Source organism: Streptomyces sp. NPDC012637 (assembly GCF_042954805.1).
Taxonomy (GTDB): domain Bacteria; phylum Actinomycetota; class Actinomycetes; order Streptomycetales; family Streptomycetaceae; genus Streptomyces.
This window is the reverse complement of record NZ_JBIBDS010000014.1, coordinates 13,409-28,034: the sequence shown is the minus strand read 5'-3', so window position 1 is coordinate 28,034 and position 14,626 is coordinate 13,409. Positions and strand designations below refer to the sequence as shown.

General features: G+C 73.8%; 13 protein-coding genes. 9 read left to right on the top strand and 4 right to left on the bottom strand.

Translation table 11 applies throughout. The annotated features are described in order from the left end of the window. Nucleotides 1–12: 12 nt before the first annotated feature. The 3 genes from ACFY8W_RS36645 (at nucleotide 13) to ACFY8W_RS36635 (ending at nucleotide 4,356) form a co-directional block, all read left to right on the top strand. Complete coding sequence (locus ACFY8W_RS36645; protein WP_391115227.1) at nucleotides 13–1,329, top strand: cytochrome ubiquinol oxidase subunit I; 1,317 nt, start codon at nucleotides 13–15, stop codon at nucleotides 1,327–1,329. Between the two features lie 26 nt (nucleotides 1,330–1,355). Continuing rightward, a complete protein-coding gene (gene cydB, locus ACFY8W_RS36640) occupies nucleotides 1,356–2,366 on the top strand; it encodes a cytochrome d ubiquinol oxidase subunit II (RefSeq protein WP_391115224.1) in 1,011 nt (336 codons plus the stop codon). Between the two features lie 463 nt (nucleotides 2,367–2,829). After that, entirely contained in the window at nucleotides 2,830–4,356 is a 1,527-nt protein-coding gene (locus ACFY8W_RS36635; RefSeq protein ID WP_391115221.1) for an oligopeptide:H+ symporter, read from the top strand. A gap of 126 nt (nucleotides 4,357–4,482) precedes the next feature. Here the strand turns inward: ACFY8W_RS36635 and ACFY8W_RS36630 are convergent, their stop codons facing one another. Further along, a complete protein-coding gene (locus tag ACFY8W_RS36630) occupies nucleotides 4,483–4,896 on the bottom strand; it encodes a hypothetical protein (protein ID WP_391115219.1) in 414 nt (137 codons plus the stop codon). A gap of 385 nt (nucleotides 4,897–5,281) precedes the next feature. Here ACFY8W_RS36630 and ACFY8W_RS36625 point away from each other — a divergent pair, with 385 nt between their 5' ends. The 5 genes from ACFY8W_RS36625 (at nucleotide 5,282) to ACFY8W_RS36605 (ending at nucleotide 10,323) form a co-directional block, all read left to right on the top strand. Beyond that, nucleotides 5,282–7,321 carry a calcium-binding protein gene (locus tag ACFY8W_RS36625; RefSeq protein ID WP_391115217.1) on the top strand — a complete coding sequence of 680 codons (2,040 nt, stop codon included), beginning with the start codon at nucleotides 5,282–5,284 and terminating at the stop codon, nucleotides 7,319–7,321. Nucleotides 7,322–7,501: 180 nt separating this feature from the next. Beyond that, nucleotides 7,502–7,933 (top strand): cell division protein SepF, encoded by a 432-nt coding sequence (locus tag ACFY8W_RS36620; RefSeq protein ID WP_391115215.1) that lies wholly within the window; start codon nucleotides 7,502–7,504, stop codon nucleotides 7,931–7,933. A 55-nt stretch (nucleotides 7,934–7,988) separates the two neighbouring features. Beyond that, the gene (locus ACFY8W_RS36615; RefSeq protein WP_391115212.1) at nucleotides 7,989–9,329 is read left to right on the top strand and encodes an ATP-binding protein; all 1,341 of its coding nucleotides are present in this window, start codon (nucleotides 7,989–7,991) and stop codon (nucleotides 9,327–9,329) included. Further along, nucleotides 9,316–9,696, top strand: a complete 381-nt coding sequence (locus ACFY8W_RS36610; RefSeq protein ID WP_391115210.1) for a MazG-like family protein — start codon at nucleotides 9,316–9,318, stop codon at nucleotides 9,694–9,696. Before ACFY8W_RS36615 ends, ACFY8W_RS36610 begins: the two co-directional genes overlap by 14 nt. 135 nt (nucleotides 9,697–9,831) lie before the next feature. Beyond that, a complete protein-coding gene (locus tag ACFY8W_RS36605; RefSeq protein ID WP_391115208.1) occupies nucleotides 9,832–10,323 on the top strand; it encodes a DUF6099 family protein in 492 nt (163 codons plus the stop codon). A gap of 280 nt (nucleotides 10,324–10,603) precedes the next feature. On the opposite strand, the gene ACFY8W_RS36600 is transcribed toward ACFY8W_RS36605, so the two are convergent. Together ACFY8W_RS36600 and ACFY8W_RS36595 are read right to left on the bottom strand one after the other, a co-directional pair. After that, on the bottom strand, nucleotides 10,604–11,320 hold the full coding sequence (locus tag ACFY8W_RS36600) for a hypothetical protein (protein ID WP_391115205.1): 717 nt from the start codon (nucleotides 11,318–11,320) through the stop codon (nucleotides 10,604–10,606). Between the two features lie 1,001 nt (nucleotides 11,321–12,321). Beyond that, complete coding sequence (locus tag ACFY8W_RS36595; RefSeq protein ID WP_391115202.1) at nucleotides 12,322–12,504, bottom strand: hypothetical protein; 183 nt, start codon at nucleotides 12,502–12,504, stop codon at nucleotides 12,322–12,324. A 343-nt stretch (nucleotides 12,505–12,847) separates the two neighbouring features. Here ACFY8W_RS36595 and ACFY8W_RS36590 point away from each other — a divergent pair, with 343 nt between their 5' ends. Beyond that, nucleotides 12,848–13,609, top strand: a complete 762-nt coding sequence (locus ACFY8W_RS36590; RefSeq protein ID WP_391115199.1) for an alpha/beta fold hydrolase — start codon at nucleotides 12,848–12,850, stop codon at nucleotides 13,607–13,609. Nucleotides 13,610–14,050: 441 nt separating this feature from the next. Here the strand turns inward: ACFY8W_RS36590 and ACFY8W_RS36585 are convergent, their stop codons facing one another. Further along, entirely contained in the window at nucleotides 14,051–14,596 is a 546-nt protein-coding gene (locus tag ACFY8W_RS36585) for a TetR family transcriptional regulator (protein WP_391115198.1), read from the bottom strand. Between the last annotated feature and the right edge of the window lie 30 nt (nucleotides 14,597–14,626).

Here is a 14,626-nt window from a genome sequence, read left to right as displayed (position 1 = left end):
CCCGTGGACGACGTGCTGGTACTCGCACGCCTTCAGTTCGCGATCACGGCCATCGCACACTACGTCTTCGTCGCCCTCACCCTGGGCCTCGTCACCTACCTCGTGATCATGCAGACCCGCTGGGCCGTCACCGGCAAGGAGGAACACCGCCGGCAGACCCGCTTCTGGGGCCAGCTCTACCTCGTCAACTACGCCCTGGGCATCGGCACGGGCATCGTGATGGAGTTCCAGTTCGGCCTGGTGTGGAGCGGACTCACCCACTACACCGGCAACGTCTTCGGCGCCCCGCTCGCCATCGAGACCCTCGTCGCCTTCTTCGCCGAGTCCACCCTGCTCGGACTGTGGATCTTCGGCTGGGACCGGATGGGCCGGGTGGCGCACACCGTCGTCCTGTGGCTGGTCGCGCTCACCGCCTGGTCCTCGGTCTACTTCGTTCTCACCGCCAACGGCTTCCTCAACCACCCGGTGGGCTACGAGATCGTCGACGGCCAGGTCCGGCTCACCGACTTCACGGCCCTGCTCACCAACACCAACGCCCTGTCGGCGGCCGCGCACATCATGGCCGGCTCGATGGTCACCGGCTCCTTCTTCGTCGTCGCCGTCAGCGCCTGGCACCTGCGCAGGCGCACCGGCCACGAGGAGTTCTTCTGGTCCTCGATGAAGCTGGCCCTGCCGCTCGCGCCGGTGTTCGTCGCGCTGACGGCCGCGCTGGGCGGCGTGCAGATCGGCTTCTCCGTGGAGCAGACGCCGACGAAGTACGGCGAGCGCTCACCCGAGACCGCGGCCGTGATCCGCGACTTCACCGAGCGCTTCGGCCCCGACGAGTACCTGCCGCCGGGAATCAGCCGCACCGCCGAGGTCTTCATGGTCATCCCGGCGCTCTTCATGGGCGCCGTCACGATCCTCGCCATCCTGTTCATGATCAAGCGCAACCTGATCCGCCGCAAGGTGCTGCTGTGGCTGCTCACCGCGGCACTCGTCCTGCCGTACCTCTCGAACGTCTCCGGCTGGGTCTTCCGCGAGGTGGGCCGCCAGCCCTGGGCGGTCTACGGCGTGCTGAAGACCGAGGACGCGATCACGCCGGGCCTCACCTCCGGCACCGTCCTGACCTCGCTGCTGGTCTTCGGCGGCCTGGTGGCGCTGCTCGTGCTCGTCGACTGGGCACTGCTGTTCCGCTTCGCGCGGCGCGGCCCCGACGCGACCCAGCTGGGCAGGCCGCCCGAGGAGGACACCGAGGGCCCGGGCGGGGCCCCGGTACTCCCGGCCCAGACCACCGCCGACCCCTCCTCGCCCCCGTCCCCCTCCTCGCCGACCATCCGCACCTTCTGATCGCGCCGACCGCGCTGGAGTTCATCGTGTGGCACATCATCTGGTACGCGTTGCTGGGACTGCTCCTGGCCGGCTACCTCGCCCTCGACGGCATCACCCTCGGCACCGGACTCGTCGGCCGTGTGCTGGCCCGTGACGACGCCGAGCGGCGCACCGTCGCCGCCGCCACCGGCCCGTTCTTCCTCGGCAACGAGGTCTGGCTGATCGCCGCCGGCGGCATCGTCCTGGGCGGCTTCCCCGGCCTGGAGTCCAGCGTCATCAGCGGGATGTACCCGCTCGTCGTGCTCGCCGTCGCGGCGCTGCTGGTGCGGGAGGCCGCGACGCAGTTCCGCCGCCGGGTGCCGGGCGCCCGCTGGCGGGGCTTCTGGGACGGCCTGGTCCTGCTCACCTGTCTGCTGCTCGCGCTGACCTGGGGCGCGCTCGCCGGCGCCCTGCTGGGCGCGCTGCCGCTGCGGGGCGGCCACCTCGACATCGACCCGGGCCTGCTGCTGCGTCCCGTACCGGTCCTGTCGGCGCTGACCGCGGTCGCCGTCTTCGCCCTGCACGCCACGGTGTTCCTCGCGGTCCGCACCGAGGGCGCCCTCGCCGTGCGCGCCTCGCGCGCCGCCGGCCGGCTCGCGCCCGTGGCGGCGGGGCTCGCGGTCCTCACCGCGGTGGCCGCCGTCGCCGACGGGAACGCGCGCGACGGCCTGCTCAGGCCGCTGCCCGCGGCCCTGTTCCTCCTCGCCGCCGTCGCCGCCCTGCTCCTCGCCCCGCGGCTCGCTGCCCGCGGCCGCCGCCGGGCGCCGCTCGTCAGCGGCTTCGCCGCCCTGGCGCCCGTACCGCTGCTCGGCGCGACCCACTACCCGCAGGCCCTGGTCAGCGGCGTCGGCCCGCACGAGAACCTGTCGGTCGCCGGGGCCGCCGCCGACCCGTCGACGCTCGGCGTCGTCGGTCCGGTGGTGCTGCTCGTGCTGCCCGTCCTGCTCGCCTTCCAGGCGATGCAGTGGTGGGCCTTCCGCGGCAAGGCGGACGACCGCTCCCCGGCGTACTTCTGACGAGCCGGACCCGAGCGAGGTCCGAGGACGGCCGGGTTTCCTTCAGGGAGAGGGAAACGGCTCCCGGAGCGGATCCCCGGAGCGAGTCCCGCAGCGGATCCCGGGGCGTCCCGGGCCCTCCGGGGCAGGACGGCTCGCGGGGACCGGGGTGCGGCCCGGCCCCCGCCGCCGTACGACTCCTGCGCTCCGGCCCGTCCCCTCGACCCGCGGCGCCCGGTACATCCCCCGGCCGGGCGCCGCGCGCATTCCTCCCCTTCCCGCGGTCTTCGGCCGGTGGCCTCGGCTGCGGTCCTCCGACAGGGGCGTCGGCCGGCTCTGTAGCGGTCCTCGGCCGCGGCCCTCTGCGGCCGCCCCCTCCCACGGCCTCCCGAGCCATCCTCGAGCCGTCCCCGAACCGGCCCGGCCAGATTCTCCGGACGACCGTCCGACGGCAGCACAGCCGCACGTCCGCAGGGAGGAAACCATGGCCGCCCCGATCAGACCGCCCGCCGCCGACGCGCGGTTCCAGCAGACCGGAACCGCCCCGCAGCCGGGCGAAGCCGCCCGGCGCCCCGGGCCGTTCGGCCGGCCGCGCTGGTTCACCACGCTCTTCCTCACCGACGTCTGGGAGCGCTTCAGCTTCTACGGGATGACCGCGGTCCTCGTGCTGTACGCGACGGAGGACACGGCGCGCGGGGGACTCGGCCTCGCCGCGGGCGACGCCGGAATCCTGTTCGGCGCGTACATGGCGGCCGTCTTCCTGTCCTCCCTGCCGGGCGGCTGGATCGGCGACCGCATCCTCGGCACCCAGCGCGCCGTCCTGTACGGCGGCGTGCTGATCGCCCTCGGCCACGTGTCGATGGCCGTGCCGGTCACCGGCTCCGTCTATCCCGGCCTGGTGCTCATCGCCGGCGGCACCGGACTGCTCAAGCCCAACATGGCCGGGCTGCTCGCCGCGTTCTACGACCGCGAGGACCGTGCCGGACGCGACGCCGGCTTCGCCGTCTTCTACATGAGCGTCCAGGTCAGCGCCCTGATCTCGCCGCTCGTCGTGGGAGCCCTCGGCGAGGGCGTGAACTGGCACCTCGGCTTCGGTGTCGCCGCCCTCGGCATGGGTGCCGGACTGCTGCAGTACGCCCGGGGCATCCGGCACTTCGGCGAGATCGGCCGCGCGCCGGAGCGCGCCGCGACGCCCGCCGAACGCACCCGGGTGCTGCGCGTCGCGCTCGCCGGCCTCGCCGTGGTCGTCCTCGCGTACGGCACCGACATCGCCCTCGGCTCCTTCCGGATGCCGCATGTCATGGTCCTCGTCGGCCTGTTGGCCGTGGCGTCGCCGGCGATCTGCTTCTGGCGGCTGCTGCGCAACCCGCTGCTCACGGCCGTGGAGCGGATCCGGGTCCGCACGTACATCTGGCTGTTCCTGGTCTCGGCGGTGTTCTGGGCGCTGTTCCTGCAGGCCGGCTCCGCCTTCTCGCTGTTCGCCAAGCACTCCACCGACCGCGAGGTCTTCGGCCGTACCCTGCCCGCCAGCTGGTTCCAGTCCGCGATCCCGCTGTTCGTGCTGATCCTCGCCCCGGTGTTCGCCTGGCTGTGGACCCGCGCGGGCGACCGGCTCTCGACCGCCGCCAAGTACGCCATCGGCATGGGCGCCACGGCCACCGCCTACCTGGTGATGGCCTCCGCCGCCACGCTGGCCGCGGGCGGCGCCCAGGTGTCGCCGCTCTGGCTGCTCCTCGCCTTCGTGCTGCTCGCCGCCGGCGAGGTCTCCTTCGGCCCGGTCGGCATGAGCGCGTCGACGGCGATCGCCCCGGCCACCTTCGTCAGCCAGATGGTGGGCCTGTTCTGGCTCTCCGGCGCCCTCGGCGGCGGCATCGGCGCCAACGCCCTGAAGGCGTCCGGCGACCGCGTCCCGGGCCCGGGCTTCTTCCTCGGCCTTGCCGCCGCGGCCCTGGCGACCGGCGCCGTCCTCCTGCTCCTCCGCCGCCCCCTCACCCGCCGCCTCGGCGTCTGACCGGGCGTTCCGCCCCTCACCACCGCGCGCGGGTCACCGGCCCGGACACCGGTGACCCGCGCCCGTTCCCGAGCGCGCGCCCCCTCCCGTACAGGGAGCCGTTCCGCGCGCGTCCGTTCCCGTGGCTCAGGCCGTACCCCGGCTCTCCCAGCGGTCCCGGAACCAGGCCAGCGTCTCCACGAGCAGTTCCCGGTCGCGGTCCTTCTCCAGCGAGGAGAGCCGGAAGCCCGGGCGCAGCTCCAGCTTGCCCTCCGGGATGGAGACGCCCTCCAACGCGTTCAGGCGGCCGAGCAGTTCGAGCCGCAGCGCGCGGTCGGCGAAGGGCTCGCGCGCCGCCAGGTGCTGGAACACCACCTCGGCCGTGCCGCCGCGCCCGCCGCCCGGGTAGAACACCAGCGGCCAGATCCCGCGCCCCGGCGGGCCCGCCTCCCCGAGCATGAGGAACGCGCTGGTGGTGACCCGGCCCGTGCCGTGGCCGATCCAGCCGCCGAGCTCCTCGCCCCACCCCGCGCAGCGGGGCCGGCCACAGGGCGACCGCACGGTCGGCCAGTTCGTCGGCGCGGGCCAGGATCTCCTTCGTCCCCCAGCGTTCGGTGGCGGCGATCCGGCGGTTCATCAGAGGGGCACCTGGAACTGCTGGGCCCTGCCCTGGACGAGATCGGCGAACAGTGTCTCCTTCGCCTGCACGGTTTCCCCCCTGCGGTCGGTCCGGCCGCCCGGCACGGCGCGCCGGGAACGACCATAGGCCCTGTCCGCCGGACGGGCGGCGCGGGCGGGGGAACCGCGCGCTCACTCGGCCGGGTGGATCCGGCGCGGCCAGTGGGACGCAGGGCGGCACGGTCCGTCGGGCGGGGGCGGACCGGGCCGGAAGGTGTGGGTGCGTTCCCCGTTCCCGTACGCCACGAAGACGGAGGTTCCTCCCCGTATGACCCCCCACGCACACCTCAGGCAGGCACGGCGGCGCCGTGGACCGGGCGGAAGGGCCACCGCCCTGGTCGCGCTCGGACTGGTGGCCACCCTCGCCCTGCCCGGCACCGCGCTGGCCGCGCCCGGGGACCTGGACCCGGAGTTCGGGACCGACGGACGGGTGACGACACCCGTGACCGGATACGCGGAAGGCCACGACATCGCCCGGCAGCCCGACGGCAGACTCGTCGTGGTCGGCACCAGCGAGGCGGGCTTCACGCTCGCCCGCTACGAGGAGGACGGCGACCTCGACCCCACCTTCGACGGGGACGGCATCGCGACCAGCGACTTCGGCGGCGGCAGCCACTCGGCCAACGGGGTCGCCCTGCAGCCCGACGGCAAGATCGTCGTCGTGGGCACCACCGAGGTCGTCGACGAGGGCGGCGGCTGCTGCTTCTTCTCCGTGGCCCGGTACAACGCCAACGGCAGCCTGGACACCGGCTTCGGCGACGCCGGACTCGTCCGGGTCGAGGAGTTCGGCGGGTCCGCCGACGGCGCCGACGTGGCGCTGCTGCCCGACGGGCGGATCGTCGCCGCCGGCAAGGGCGGCGGCAGCGGCTTCGCGCTGGTCCGGCTGAACGGCCTCGACGGCAGCCTCGACCCCAGCCTCGGCGGTGACGGCGCCGTGGTCGCCGGCTTCACCCCTTCCTCGCCCCAGGACGCCGGCGGCATCGCCCGCCGCCTCACCCTCCAGCCCGACGGCAAGGCCGTCTCCATCGGCTACGTCGGCAGCACCGCCTTCGACATCGGCCTGGCCCGCTACAACACCAACGGCACCCTGGACAGCACGTTCAGCGGCGACGGCATGGTCACCGCCGACTTCGGCGGCACCGAGTTCGGCAACGCCGTGGCCGTCCAGCCGGACGACAAGATCGTCGCCGCGGGCTCCGGCGGCTCCGGTGTCGCCCTGCTCCGCTACAACGCCGACGGCAGCCCGGACGCGGGCTTCGGCACCGCGGGCCGCACCTCGGTCGCCTTCCCCGGCGACGGCGGGTCGGCCAACGCCATGGCGCTGCAGACCGACGGCAAGATCGTCGTCGCCGGCCTCGCCGACGACCCGGACAGCGCCGAGGCGAACGACTTCGGCGTCGCCCGCTTCACGTCGAACGGCACCCCGGACACCGGGTTCGGCGGCGACGGCTTCGCCGTCACCGGCTTCGGCGACTTCGACGAGGCGCGCGGGGTACTCGTGCAGCCGGACGGAAAGATCGTCGCCGCCGGTTACGGCGCCGGCTTCGCCTTCGCCCTCGCCCGCTACCAGGGCGGCGGCGGCACCCCGCCGCCCACGCCCCAGGCCGACCTGACGGTGAGCAAGAGCGGCCCCACCGGCGTCAGCATCGGCGACCGCGCCACGTACAAGGTGACCGTCACCAACTCCGCGGCCTCCACCGCCACCGCGACCGGCGTCACCCTCACCGACACCCTCTCCGGTGCCGGCGCGACCCTGGTCTCCGCCACCACGACCCAGGGCACCTGCACCACCACCGCTACCAGCGCCACCTGTGCCCTCGGCTCGCTCGCCGTCGGCGCGAGCGCCACGGTCACGGTGACCGCCGAACCCCGTGCCGTCGGCACCCTCACCGACACGGCCACGGCGAGCGGCACCCCGCAGGACCCGAGGGGCTCCGACAACACCGCCACCGCGACCACCTCGGTCAACAACGCGCGCGGCTGCACGATCATCGGCACGAGCGGCACGGACACCCTGAACGGCGGGTACGGCAACGACGTCGTGTGCGGCCTCGGCGGCAACGACACCATCCGCGCGAACTACGGAAACGACACGGTGCACGGCGGCTTCGGCAACGACAACGTCGACGGCGGCTTCGGCGACGACACCCTGATCGGCGACCAGGGCAACGACATCCTGACCGGCTACTACGGCAACGACCGCCTCACCACCACCGACGGCGTCTCCGGCAACGACACCGCCAACGGCGGCTACGGCACGGACACCTGCACCACCGACCCGGGCGACACCCGCGTCAGCTGCCCCTGACCCCGCCGCCCGCCCTCGTCCCCCCGCCTCCCGACCCCGCCGGCCGCCCTCCTCCCGCTGCCTCCCGACCCCGCCCCCTGACCTTGGCGTCCCGGCCCGGACGAGGATCATTGAACGTCCGGGCCGAGACGGTTCGTGTCGGTGTTGGGCCGAACGGGTGAGGAACGGGAGGATGGGCGCATGAGTAGGTACGAGAGGTACGACGTCACCGACGAGCAGTGGGAGGGCCTGGCACAGGTCGTGCCCCTGCGCGGCCGGGACGAATGGCCGTCCAGGGTGGACCACCCCACCATCCCCGACCAGTACGAGGCCGCCGAACAGCGCCGCATGGTCGTGCTGCGGGTCCAGGTCTTCGCCGACGCCCGCGAGGTCGCCGAGTACCTCATCGCCCAGATCCCCGTGCTCCTCGACCTCACGAGCGCGGACACCGAGGTCGCCAAGCGCATCCTCGACTTCAGCAGCGGCGTCGTCTTCGGACTCGGCAGCGGCATGCACCGCGTCGACCGCAACGTCTTCCTCCTCGCCCCGGCCGGCACCGAGGTCGAGGGCGCGGCGGACGAGAACGCCGGGGGCACCGAGGACGCCGACGAGGGCGCGATCCCTCGTTCGTAGGAAGGTCGTCCAGCCGTAACGGTTCGTCGTCCGGGCGGCTGCGTACCGTCCGGACATGACCACCACCGGCGGCACCGCCCCCGACCGCACGTACCGCCCCACGGCCGGCCGCACGCCCGGTCCCGCGGCGCCCGGGTTCGTCCCCTCACAGGGACGCGCCCGCGGCCCCGCCCCCGCCACGGGACCGCTGCCCGTACCCGCCCCGGCCTCCGCCGCGCGGGGCGGCGGGCGCGGTCCGCTGACGGGGGCCCGGCCCGCCGTCACCGAACTGCGGCTCTCCGCCTTCGGCCCGCACCGCGGGAACGTGCTCCCGCTCGCACCCGTGACCGTGCTCCGAGGCCCCAGCGGCAGCGGCAAGTCCACCGCCCTGCGCGCGTACGAGGTGCTGGCGCTGCTCGGCGCGGGCGCCGGGCTCGCCGAAGCACTGCCCGACGCGGCCGACCTGGTCCCGGAGCGGGCCCGGCCCGACGCGCAGGGCAGGCGCGGCTTCCGGATCGGCTGCACCGTCGACGGCCCCGCGGGCCCCGTCCACCTCGACCTCGCCGTCCAGGTCGAACCCGCCCTGCGGATCGTCGGCGAACGCCTCACCGGCCAGGGCCGCACCCTCCTCACCACCGCCCTGCGCGACCCCGGCCGCGGCACCGTCCACGCCGAATGGCACACCGCAGGCAGCACGCCCGTCACCCGCGCGCCCTTCCCTGACGACCTCCTCGGCACCGCCCTGCTCCCGCTGCGCGTCGCCGGCAAGACCCAGGGACAGCGGGACGTCCTCGCCGCCGCCGAACAGGTCGTCGTCGGGCTGCGCTCGGTCTTCCCCTGCGACCCGCGGCCGCGGCGGATGCGCGCACCCGTGCCGGTGGGCGCGGGCCGGCTGCGGCGCGACTGCCGCAACCTCGCCGAGGTGCTGCACCGCACGGCCCACGAGTGCGCCCGCCGGCACGCCCGCCTCACGGCGCTCGCCGCCGCGGCCTGCGCGGGTCCGGTGTCGGCCGTCGGCTTACGCGAGACCGCGGACGGCTCCCTCGTCCAGGCCGTCCTCGAACGCGCCCACCGCGGGTCGGTGCCGGCCACCCCGCTGAGCCGCCTGGGCGACGGCGAACTGCGCTGCCTCGCCCTCGGACTCGTCCTGCTCACCGGCCCCGGGGTGCTCGCGATGGACCCGGTCGCCGAGGTGCCCCAGGCCATGCAGACCCTCACCGTCCTCGCCGACGGCCTCGACCGCGACCTGGACGTCCGGCAGGCCCGCGCGCTGCTCGCCCTCGCGGCGGAGATCTGCGCGAGCGGCCATCTGCGGCTCGTCGCGACGGTGGGGGAGGGCACCGAACTCCCGGCGGCCGCGGCGGCAGGGGATGCGGACGTGGTCTCGGTGGTAGACCTGGGGCGTGACCGAACATGACGTGCCCGGCCTGCAGCGCCGCCTCGCGGACTTCGCCGCGGCCCGCGACTGGCAGCCCTACCACACCCCGAAGAACCTGGCCGCGGCGCTGAGCGTCGAAGCCGCCGAACTCCTCGAGATCTTCCAGTGGTTGACGCCCGAGCAGGCGGCCCGGGTGATGACCGACCCGGACCGGGCGCACCGGGTCACCGACGAGGTCGCCGACGTCCTCGCCTATCTGCTCCAGTTCTGCGAGGTGTTGGAGATCGACGCGCTCGCGGCACTCGCGGCCAAGATCGACCGCAACGAACTCCGCTTCCCGGTGCGCGGCGGCCGCACAGAGGACGCCGAGGGTCCCGGGGACTCCGATCGTCACTCTTCGGAGTGATCGAGTTTTCCCCACCGGGCCTCCTGTCCACAGATTTCCGAATTCCCCTGGTGTTTGGGCTCAGTCGGCCTCACGCTGGGTAATGGAATGAGTGAGCGGTAAGCACGGTAAGTCCGGGGAACGGGGGCGGCGTTGATGGAAGCGGAGCGATTGATCGCGACAGGTCGGCATGCGCTGGCAGAGAGCCGTGTGGCGCTGGACGTCGTGGCGGAGGCCTGGCAGGCCCAGGCCCTCGCCCAGGCGATAGGAAGTCATCTCGCGCTCTGCGGCCCGCTGGAGCTGCGGAGCGAGGCACGGGGGCTGAGCGAGACGGTCGGCGGGCGCGGTTCGGTGGACCACCCCGTCCTGCGCACCGGCGGGCTGCGCGCCACGCAGCTGACCGGCGTCGGGGACGCGCGCGGTGCCCTGACCGCGCTAGGCGCGCTCCTCGGCGAGGTGGGCATCGCCCTCGTGGGCGTGGCCTGCGCCACGGACGAGGAAGGACTCTACTGGCAGTGCATCGAGGCCATCGACGCCGCCGACGAGGCCGGCGACCGGGTCCGCGCGATGCTCCGCCGCCTCGCCGTCCGCGACCGCGACCGCCCGCCCGACCCGGCCCGAGGCCGAGCGGGCCCGGCAAGCCGCTAGGTGCCCTTGCCGCTTGCTGCGGCGTACTCCCGTTCCGCTACGAGGCGAACGCCCTCGTAGCGGCCATCAACAAGTGGCTGCGACCCGCCCCTTGAGAAGGACGGCCCAAGGGCCCGTGCCCTGCCGGCCAGTCGCCATCGCGCATGGCGGCTCTGCCACGCAGACGGGCCCGGCTGGGCCGCACTACCCGCCCAGCCTGCTGCGGCGTCCCCCGTCACGGCCCCGCGCCCCGCTGCCGCGGCGGTCGCCGCCGTCCGGCAGCGGTCGCGAGGCTGCGTCGCTACTTCACCGGCTTCCACACCGTGCAGCCCTCGGACGTGAACTGGCCGTCCGAGGCGCGGATCGTGATCGTGATCTTCCGCGCGGAGGTCGCGAAGTTGTTGTCGATGATGTCCCCGGACTCCGACGTCCGCTCCCAGTAGCAGTTCTCCATCTTCCCCTCCGCCCGGTACGTGCCCGGCGGGATCGTCTGGTCCCCGCCGTCGGCGGCCGGCTTCGACGACACCACGTACGTGCCGTTGCCGAACCACCGGTCGTACTTCCCCGACACCGCCTGCTTCAGGACCGCCGACCACTTCGGGCACAGCTTCGGGATCCCCGCCTGCAGGATCGCCTTGCCGTCGTCCTCGAAGTTGCCCGACTCCGCCAGCCACTGGGGCCGGGACGTGGAGTCCGCCCCGCTCGTCGGCAGCGACTCGCAGATGTCCTCCACGAACGCCGAGGCCGAGCCCGCGTACAGGTCGTCGACCTCCCAGCCCTTCTCCGCCGCCAGGGCGTCCAGCTCCTCCTGCGGGGTCGCCGGCGTGCTCGGCGCCTCCGTGACCGGCTCCTCCGTGGTCGGTTCGACGGCCACGTCGACCGGCGGCGTCTCGCTGACCACCGCGGGATCCGCCCCCGACCCCTTCGCCGAGTCGCCGTCACCCCCGGAGCACCCGGACACCAGCACCACCGCGGCAGCCATCACGACCGCGGCCCCCACCCTGCGTACATGTCTCATGCCGTGAATATGCCACCGGGCCCAGACCTGGGGGATCAAGACCAGCCGGATCGCGATCACCGCGACGACGGCACCGGGCCGGACTGGGAGCGGGAGCACCCATCGGCATGCCCCGTTCGCCGGGCTGGCGGGCCCGAGTCCCGGCCCCTCACGCTGAGCTGACGCGGCTTCGGCCGTCCGTCCACCGGTGCCTCGTACGCCGGCCAGACCCTCGCCGGGCGCTGCTGACCAGGGACGACGCAAGGCTGCTCGTACGGAAGAATTCTTACAGCCGATTCCCGCAGGGGAATTCGGGTCGCTTGCTACGCGGGAAAACACGCCGCCGAGAGCGCGGAAAGCCGGTTCGGAACGCCACGGGAAATCCCGTAGAGCCGCTACGAAGGTGGTACTACCTTGCTAGATTGGCGTCACGGACCCGGCGCACTGGACAGTACGCTGGGTCGTACATGAGGAGGCCCCGAGACGGCATGCCGTCCCGGGGCCCGAGAAGGGCCCTGATCAGGGGGCTCCGTCGCGGTCGATCAGTGCCAGCAGGTGGCCGCCTGCTGAGATCAGCGACAGAAGGAGCCTCACGTTCAGGGCCTTCTTCTTGCGCGGCTTCTTGTGTCGAGCCATGTCACCTCCCTTCCGATGCGAAAGGGACTTCTGACTCGTGACGCGATCGCCACTGCAGACATGAACTTACGCTGCGTCAAGGGTCTGCCGGGTGCTGTTGATCAGGATTGACAGTTCCCGATTCGACTCGATCACCGGCGACCAGCTGACGGAACTCCTCCCGGTGGTCGAGCCCGGCGGCGTGCCGCCGGGCTCGCCGGTGGCACGGATGTCGTGCTCCCATGTGGTCGCGAAGCACAGGGCGTTTCCGTCGAGGGAGAGCGTGCGGAACTCGGGGCGGCAGGGTGCGCTGCCGAGCAGGCCGGGGCGGCACCCTTGCCGTGATCCCCATCGTGCCGCCTCCGCCGACCGGCACACCGGCGGGGCGAGTCCGGCCCGGACTGGGGCTAGGCGGGGGTGTCGTCCCGCTGCGCCGTCGGGCGGGAGCCGGCGGAGGACTGGAGGTCGGCGTCGAGCTGGGACAGGTCGGCGTTCAGGGCCGCCATCAGTTCCTCCATCTGCTGCAGCAGCCCCTTCGGGGCGCCGCCCGACGACTGGACGGGCTGCTCCGGCGCGGCTTCCTGGGACATGGCGGCCTCCTCGGCCCGGGGTCCTTCGGTGCGGGAAGGGCCACCAGAGAGAGCGACGCACCGGCAACGGCCGCCGGCGCGCGGGCCGGGCGGTCCGGCTCCGCCCGAGCCAACGACCCCCGCCCGCTCCCGGTCACTGGCCCGCACGGACGCCGCCCGCCAGGGGGTGGATATTCACCCGACCGTGCCGGTGGAGATCATCCGCTGACGAAACGGTTGACGCCGTGGACGGGAGCAGCGGGGCGGAGGGAGGGGGAGGAGCCCGGGGCGGGCGCAATCGGGGCTTAAGGGGGGTGGGTGAGGATGGCTCGTTCTCAGGGAAGCCGATGCGAGGAGTGCAGGGATGACGGGGCTCATGGTCGACAGCGACGCGTGGATCAGGCGGTTCCATCCGCCTGCGGCGGGGGAGCCGGAGCGGACCCCGCTGGTCTGCTTCCCGCACGCGGGTGGGTCGGCCGCCTACTTCCACGGGCTCTCGAGGCTGTTGGCCCCCGCCGGGATCGAGGTGCTGGCCGTTCAGTATCCGGGGCGGCAGGACCGCAGGGGCGAGACCCCGATGGAGGACGTGCGGGAGATCGCGGCCGCCGTCGTCGCGGCGATCACGCCGTGGGCGGCGGGGCGCCGGCCGGCGTACTTCGGGCACAGCATGGGTGCCGCCGTCGCCTTCGAGGCGGCGCGGCTGAGCGAGCCCTCGGTGCTGTTCGCCTCCGGGCGGCGCGCGCCGTCGACGCACCGGGCGGAGGCCTTCCACCTGCTCGACGACGACGCGCTGATCGCCGAGACGGAACGGCTCAGCGGGGTCTCGTCGGAGCTGCTCGCCGACCCGGAGATGCGGGAGCTCGTGCTGCCGCCGCTGCGGGCCGACTACCGGGCGATCGAGACCTACCGCCCGGAGCCGGACGCCGTCGTCCGGGTACCCGTCGAAGTGGTCGTGGGTGACCGGGACCCGCGGGTGAACGAGGAGGAGGCGCGTGCCTGGCAGGCGCACACCACGGGGGAGTTCGGCTGCACGATCGTCCCCGGCGGCGGGCACTTCTACCTGGCGGACCGCACCGACGAGCTCGTCGCCCTGATCACCGGCAGGCTCGCCCGGCTGCCGCGCTAGCGAAGAACCGCCCGCCGGGACCGGGCCCGCCCGGGACCGTGGCGGGCACCTTCGGCCCGTCGGTCCGTGCCTGCCCGGGACCGTGGCGGGCACCTTCGGCCCGTCGGTCCGTGCCTGCCCGGGACCCTGGCGGGCGCCTTCGGCCCGTCGGGCGGGTGCTGGCGGGCGCCTTCGGCCCGTCGGGCCGGGCGCCCGGGGTCCTGGCGTGCACCTGGGGCGGCCCGGGCCCCAGGCAGGCCCCTTCGGCCCGGCGGGCCGGGCGCCCGGGGCCCTGGGCACTCTCGGCCCGCCGGGCCTGGCGCGCCCAGAGCCCTGGCGCGCCCAGAGCCCTGGCGCGCCCAGAGCCCTGGCGCGCCCAGAGCCCTGGCGCGCCCAGAGCCCTGGCGCGCCCAGAGCCCGGCGGACCCTCTCGGCCCGTCGTGCGCGTCCTGGCCGAGTGGGTCAGGATCGCGGCGGCCAGAGGCCGTCGATCAGGACCGTCAGGACCTGGTCGGCCTCGTCGGGGGCGTGTTCCCGGGTCCAGGCCGCCGCGGCGATCAGCGCGAACAGCGCGGCCGCCGAGATGTCGTCCCGTACCTCGCCGGTCCGCTGCGCCCGCTCCAGGAGCTGCTGACCTGACGACTGCATCGACGTGCAGGCGTTGTTGAGCTCGGACGTCTCGTCCTTGAGGCTGTCCATCAGCAGGGTCACGAGTCCCCGGTACGTGGTGGCGTGCGCCACCGCCGCCCGGACCCAGGTCGCGAGGGCCTCGCCGGCCGGCTCCGTGGCCAGCAACTCCCGTGCGGTACCGCCGAGTTCGGAGAGGCTGTCCCGGAGCATCGTCTCGAGCAGCGCCTCCCGGGTGGGAAAGTGGCGGTACAGCGTCGCGTTGCCCAGGCCCGCCTGCTTGGCGATGTCGTCGAGCGAGGTGTGGATGCCGTGCTTGTCGAAGGCCTTCCTGGCCTCGGCCAGGAGTCGCTCGTAGTTGCGGCGGGCGTCTGCGCGCATCGTGCTGTCTTCTCCTCAGCCGTGCTCGAA

Coding starts and splice junctions, on each gene's coding strand:
- ACFY8W_RS36635 (WP_391115221.1), top strand. CDS start 2,830: ATGGCCGCCCCGATCAGACCGCCCGCCGCCGACGCGCGGTTCCAGCAG.
- ACFY8W_RS36625 (WP_391115217.1), top strand. CDS start 5,282: ATGACCCCCCACGCACACCTCAGGCAGGCACGGCGGCGCCGTGGACCG.
- ACFY8W_RS36620 (WP_391115215.1), top strand. CDS start 7,502: ATGAGTAGGTACGAGAGGTACGACGTCACCGACGAGCAGTGGGAGGGC.
- ACFY8W_RS36615 (WP_391115212.1), top strand. CDS start 7,989: ATGACCACCACCGGCGGCACCGCCCCCGACCGCACGTACCGCCCCACG.
- ACFY8W_RS36605 (WP_391115208.1), top strand. CDS start 9,832: ATGGAAGCGGAGCGATTGATCGCGACAGGTCGGCATGCGCTGGCAGAG.
- ACFY8W_RS36600 (WP_391115205.1), bottom strand. CDS start 11,320: ATGAGACATGTACGCAGGGTGGGGGCCGCGGTCGTGATGGCTGCCGCG.
- ACFY8W_RS36595 (WP_391115202.1), bottom strand. CDS start 12,504: ATGTCCCAGGAAGCCGCGCCGGAGCAGCCCGTCCAGTCGTCGGGCGGC.
- ACFY8W_RS36590 (WP_391115199.1), top strand. CDS start 12,848: ATGACGGGGCTCATGGTCGACAGCGACGCGTGGATCAGGCGGTTCCAT.
- ACFY8W_RS36585 (WP_391115198.1), bottom strand. CDS start 14,596: ATGCGCGCAGACGCCCGCCGCAACTACGAGCGACTCCTGGCCGAGGCC.